The organism is Colwellia ponticola (genome assembly GCF_005885605.1).
Lineage (GTDB): Bacteria > Pseudomonadota > Gammaproteobacteria > Enterobacterales > Alteromonadaceae > Colwellia > Colwellia ponticola.
On sequence record NZ_SZVP01000187.1, the window covers coordinates 1 to 423 of the forward strand.

Consider the following 423-nt stretch of genomic DNA (forward strand, 5'->3'; position numbering starts at 1 on the left):
CATGCTCTGGGCCCGGCGGCGTTTTTCGTTCAGGAGAATCTTCGATGTCCCCAGCCAATAACCTCATGGTGCTCTACACCGGTGGCACCATCGGCATGCAGGCCAGCGCCAATGGCCTGGCGCCCGCATCCGGTTTTGAAGCGCGCATGCGCGAACAGCTCGCCAACGTGTCAGTACCCGCCTGGCGCTTCCGGGAAATGTCCCCGCTGATCGACAGCGCCAACATGACCCCCGCCTACTGGCAGCGCCTGCGCACCGCCGTGGTCGAGGCCGTGGATGACGGTTGCGATGCCGTGCTGATCCTGCACGGCACCGACACCCTGGCCTACAGCGCGGCGGCGATGAGCTTCCAGCTGTTGGGCTTGCCGGCGCCGGTGGTGTTCACCGGCTCGATGTTGCCTGCCGGCGTCCCCGACAGCGATG

The 423-nt window shown here is 66.2% G+C and carries 1 protein-coding gene; it reads left to right on the forward strand.

The features are described 5' to 3' along the window. Positions 1–44 precede the first annotated feature (44 nt). On the forward strand, positions 45–423 hold a 379-nt coding region (locus FCS21_RS16480; protein WP_171035755.1), incomplete at its 3' end, for an asparaginase domain-containing protein.